Source organism: Streptomyces specialis (assembly GCF_001493375.1).
Lineage (GTDB): Bacteria > Actinomycetota > Actinomycetes > Streptomycetales > Streptomycetaceae > Streptomyces > Streptomyces specialis.
Genome location: NZ_LN929801.1, coordinates 1 through 4,582, shown reverse-complemented (window position 1 = coordinate 4,582; position 4,582 = coordinate 1). Strand labels below are relative to the sequence as shown.

General features: G+C 74.7%; 5 protein-coding genes. 2 read left to right on the top strand and 3 right to left on the bottom strand.

What is annotated here, in order from left to right; genetic code table 11:
* A partial coding sequence (locus tag BN2279_RS30360) for a DUF6214 family protein (RefSeq protein ID WP_234347560.1) occupies positions 1 to 335 on the top strand: 335 nt, incomplete at its 5' end.
* A 7-nt stretch (positions 336 to 342) separates the two neighbouring features.
* On the opposite strand, the gene BN2279_RS07325 is transcribed toward BN2279_RS30360, so the two are convergent.
* On the bottom strand, positions 343 to 1,029 hold the full coding sequence (locus BN2279_RS07325) for a DUF305 domain-containing protein (protein ID WP_059007660.1): 687 nt from the start codon (positions 1,027 to 1,029) through the stop codon (positions 343 to 345).
* Between the two features lie 141 nt (positions 1,030 to 1,170).
* On the opposite strand from BN2279_RS07325, the gene BN2279_RS07320 reads away from it, so the two are divergent.
* Positions 1,171 to 2,649 carry an LVIVD repeat-containing protein gene (locus tag BN2279_RS07320; RefSeq protein ID WP_059007662.1) on the top strand — a complete coding sequence of 493 codons (1,479 nt, stop codon included), beginning with the start codon at positions 1,171 to 1,173 and terminating at the stop codon, positions 2,647 to 2,649.
* Here BN2279_RS07320 and BN2279_RS07315 read toward each other — a convergent pair.
* Together BN2279_RS07315 and BN2279_RS07310 are read right to left on the bottom strand one after the other, a co-directional pair.
* The gene (locus tag BN2279_RS07315; protein ID WP_059007659.1) at positions 2,640 to 3,287 is read right to left on the bottom strand and encodes a TetR/AcrR family transcriptional regulator; all 648 of its coding nucleotides are present in this window, start codon (positions 3,285 to 3,287) and stop codon (positions 2,640 to 2,642) included. The two genes, BN2279_RS07320 and BN2279_RS07315, sit on opposite strands and share 10 nt — an antisense overlap.
* Before the next feature lie 175 nt (positions 3,288 to 3,462).
* Positions 3,463 to 4,404: a M56 family metallopeptidase gene (locus tag BN2279_RS07310; RefSeq protein WP_059007657.1), complete on the bottom strand. Its 942-nt coding sequence runs from the start codon at positions 4,402 to 4,404 to the stop codon at positions 3,463 to 3,465.
* Positions 4,405 to 4,582: the final 178 nt, after the last annotated feature.

The window sequence follows — 4,582 nt, the reverse complement described above, 5'->3', positions numbered from 1 at the left end:
CGGGCAGGGGAAGACGGGGCCGAAAGTGGCGGCGGGGGGCCGCCCAGACCACGACGCGGCGGCGCGCCAGCGGCGCGGGCCCGGCCGGGCCGGGAAGCGACCCGGAGCCGGCGCCAGAGGCAGCGGCAGCGCGGCCGCGGGCGGGCCGCCGGCGCCCCGGCGGCCGGGACTGCCGCCGCGCCGCTGCCGAGGCGTACCTGGCCGCGCAGCGCGCGGGCACCGACCCCGTGCTCGCCGTCATGGGCGCCACCGGCCGCAGCCGCCGCCGCTCCCTCAAACTGATCGCCGCCGCCCGCGACAAGGGCTACCTCTCCCCCCGCCACGCCCGCCGCTAGCGCGCCGTCAGAGCAACTCCCGCATCCGGGCGATCTCCACCGACTGGGCCGCGATCATGTCGTCGGCCATCTGCCGCACCGTCATGTCGCCGCCGCCCGCCAGCGCCTCCGAGGCCATCGTCAGGGCGCCCTCGTGGTGGGCGATCATCAGGTCCAGGAAGAGCGCGTCGAACGCCGCGCTGCGGGCGGCCGACAGCTCCGCCAACTGTTCCCCGGTCGCCATCCCCGGCATGTCGTCCGGGGCGTGGGTGCCGTGTCCGCCGTCGTCCGCGGGGGCGCCCGCGTTGCGGACCAGCCAGGCGTTCATCGCGTCGATCTCCGGGCCCTGTTCCGCCGCGACGCGCTCCGCCAGGCTCACCACCGCCTCGTCCTCGGCGTGGAGCGCGGCCAGGTCCGTCATCACCAGCGCCTGTTCGTGGTGCTCGATCATCATCCGCGCGAACGCGAAGTCGGCGGCGGTCGGTTCGCCGTCCCGCGCCGCGGGGTCGGCGGGCTCGCCCGGCGGCAGGGTCCCGTTCTCCTCGCCCGGCGCGCCGGGCACGACGACGGGCGGCGTGGTCCCCGCCCCGGCGCCGGGGTCCGCCTCCGGCCCGGACGCGCCGGTGCAGCCGCCCGCCGACGCGAGGACGAGCAGGGCGGCGGACGACCAGCGGGCGGTGCGGGCGAGGGCGGTGCTGCGGCGGCGATCCCTCAACGTTCCTCCTCGGTGAGGCGCGGCCTTCTGTCCGGGAGTCAGAAGTATTACCTACTTTGATATGTACATGGGAGGGCTGATACTGAGGGGATCCGCATTCGCAACGCCCCACGGACACAACGGAATTCGATGGAGGACGCGGTGACATCGTTGCACAGCCCACCTCGACGCCGCAGGCGGCTCGGCGCGTTCGCGTTCGCAGCCGGTCTGCTGGCCGCCGCCTGCCTGACCGGCCCGGCGATGGCCGCCCCCGAGCCGGGCGAACCCGCCCCCGGCGCCGGCGAGCCCCTCTCCGCGGCCGACCGCGCCGCGACCCAGGCCGCGATCGACAGCGGCGCCATACCCGGCGTCGACGAGATCGCCCACAGCGACAACGTCACGCCGCTGGCCACCGTCCCGCACTCGGCCGCCCTCGCCGGGCTCAACAGCGACCTGGCCTTCCAGGGCGACTACGCCTTCGCCGGGAACTACGACGGCTTCGTCGTCTACGACATCAGCCGCCCCTCCTCGCCCGAGATCGTCACCCAGGTCCTGTGCCCCGGCGGCCAGGGCGACATCTCCGTCTCCGAGGACCTGCTGTTCCTCTCCGTCGACTACCCGCGCGCCGACGACTCCTGCGGGAGCGCCCCCCTGCCCGAGACCGAGAAGGAGTCCTGGGAGGGCATCCGCGTCTTCGACATCAGCGACGTGCGCGACCCCCGGTACGTCGGCGCCGTGGAGACCCCCTGCGGATCGCACACCCACACCCTGGTGCCCGAACGCCGGACCGTGTACGTCTACGTCTCCTCCTACGGCCCGAACAGCGCCCACCCGGACTGCCAACCCCCGCACGACGGCATCTCCGTCGTCGAGGTGCCGCGCGCCGACCCCGGGAGCGCCGCGCTCTCCTCCTTCGAGGTCGTCTTCCCCGACGGCGGCTTCGCGGGCGACACGGACAGCTCCGCCACCACCGGCTGCCACGACATCACCGTCTTCCAGCGACAGGACCTCGCCGCGGGCGCCTGCATGGGCGACGGCGTCCTGTTCGACATCTCCGACCCGGCCGCCCCGGTCGTCATCGACCAGGTCCGGGACACCGACAACTTCGCGTTCTGGCACTCGGCCACCTTCAGCCAGGACGGCGACAAGGTCGTCTTCACCGACGAACTCGGCGGCGGCGTGACCGCCACGTGCGACGAGGCCACCGGCGACGAGTTCGGCGCCAACGGCATCTACCACATCACCGGCCACGGCGACGACCGGCGACTGGAGTTCCAGAGCTACTACAAGATCCCCCGCCACCAGGCGGACACCGAGAACTGCGTCGCCCACAACGGCTCGCTGATCCCCGCCGCCGGACGCGACATCATGGTGCAGGCGTGGTACCAGGGCGGCGTCTCCGTCTGGGACTTCACCGACTCCGAACACCCGCGCGAGATCGGCTACTTCGAGCGCGGCCCGGTCTCCGCCGACGCCCTCACCTTCGGCGGCTCCTGGTCCGCCTACTACTACAACGGCCACATCTACTCGAACGACCAGGCCGGCTTCGACGTCCTGCGGATCGACGACCCGCGCACCAACAGCGCCCGCGCCGTCCGCCTCGACGAACTGAACGCGCAGACCCAGCCCGTCTACCGCTGAGGGGCCGCGAGCGGAAGCGGTGCCCCGCCGGACGGCTCCTCCGGCGGGGTGCCGCACTCCCACGGCAGCCCGTACCGCGTGAACAGCTCCCTGCGCAGCCGACCCGGCGGCATCGGCGCCCCCGGCAGGAGCTGCGCCACCACCGCGCCCATCAGCAGCGCCCGCAGCAACGTGTAGTCCGCCTCCGGATCGGGCGACCCGTAACGCGCCATCGTCTCCCGCAGCACGGCCGCCAGCCGCTGCTGCTCGACGCACTGGATGAACCCCTCCTGCTGGAGCAGCCCCGCCATGTGCGCCCGCATCAGCGTCGGCCGGTCCCGCGCCAGGCCGAGGATCGCGTCGATCGCCCGCGCCAGCAGCTCCGCCCCGGCCTCCGGCCCCGTCGGACGCGGCGGCCGGTCCAGCGCCTCGGCGAGCGTCAGGTGCATCAGCCGGTGCACGGCGGACTGGAGGAGCTGCCGCTTGCCGGGGAAGTAGTACGAGATCAGGCCGCGGGCGGAGCCGGCCCGGTCGGCGATGTCCCCCAGCGTCGTCGCGTCGAAGCCGCGCTCGGCGACGAGCTCGACGGTGGCCTCGAGCAACCTCTGCCGAGAGCGTCGGCGCATTTCTTCATTGACCGAAGCGCTGCGAGGCGACATGCTGGACTCCCGTTGACTGGCTCCCAGTCAATATACTCAGCGGGACACCGGACAGCCGTCCGGCCGGAGCGGACCTGCCCGGCGGCCACGACGGTATCGGGCGGCGCGGGGGACCGTCCGATACCGTCGTGGCCGCCGGACGCGGCCTGCCGGGCGGAGCGGGCGCGGGGTGGATTCAGCGGCCGAGGGCCGTCAGACCGGGCGCGAAGGTCACCAGCAGCGGCACGGCGGGCACCAGCGTGGCGGCGGCGGTCAGCCGCAGCCGGCGCGGGACGGACAGCCGCGCCGCCGGGGTCAGCAGCCGGTGCACCCGGGGCGGCACGTGCGCGTGGTGGGCGTCGCAGGCGAAGACGCCGCGGTCCTCGTTGAGCCCGACCAGCGCCAGGGCGGTGGTCAGCCGGCCGAAGCGGCGGGAGGCGACGTCGTCGGCGGCCAGCTCCACCAGCCGGTGCACCTGATGCCGGAACGCGGCGAACACCGGCACCCGGGGGAAGCCGTTGGCCAGCGCGCCCGAGCAGTGCAGCAGCCCGTGGGGCCGGGCCCGCGCGTGCCCCTGCTCGTGGGCGATGACGGCGTCGAGCTGCCGCCGGTTGAGCCGGCGCAGCGCAGCGGTGGTGATCACCAGACGCGGCGAGGGCCCGCCCAGCAGCCACGCGTCGGGCCGCTCGTCCTCCAGCACGATCAGCCGGTCGCCCGCGTCCGCCGCCTCCCACGGCAGCCTCGGCGAGCGCGACAGCAGCTCGGCCCGCTTGCGGCGCCGCGCCGAACGCGCCGCCCGCACCTCGCGGGTGAGCATCAGGGCCGTCCAGACACCGCCGGAGGCCAGCAGCACCGCCACCGCGGCGGCCCACCGCCGCCCGCCGAACTGCAACCCGTACGCCTCGACCACCTGGCTCGGCGCGGGGCCGAAGACCTGGCCGCGCACCTCGTGCCAGGCGGCGGCGCCGGTCAGCGCCATGGCCAGCACGCAGCACAGCAGCACCGCCGCGACCACGCACTGCCACACCCACAGGGCCAGCACCGGCTCCCGGTCCGGCCACGACACACGGGCCAGCACGCGCGGCGCCGTGGCCGCGGTCAGCCCGCCGAGCACGAGCAGCGTGATGGCGATCACCATGCCGTCAGCCTAGAACCCGCGCCTCCCCGCCCGGAACCGCCCGCGGGCACACGTGACGCACGCCTCACAGGGTCAGCAGCGTCGCGAACATCCCCACGGACAGCGCGAGTCGGCAGGCCGCCGCCAGCTCCGGCGACGCGCAGTGGTGCCCGCCGCCGGCCGGGAACCAGCCCAGCGG

What these genes read in the sequence shown, in the direction of transcription:
- BN2279_RS07315 (WP_059007659.1), bottom strand. Translation starts at nt 3,287, where the DNA reads ATGTCGCCTCGCAGCGCTTCGGTCAATGAAGAAATGCGCCGACGCTCT.
- BN2279_RS07310 (WP_059007657.1), bottom strand. Translation starts at nt 4,404, where the DNA reads ATGGTGATCGCCATCACGCTGCTCGTGCTCGGCGGGCTGACCGCGGCC.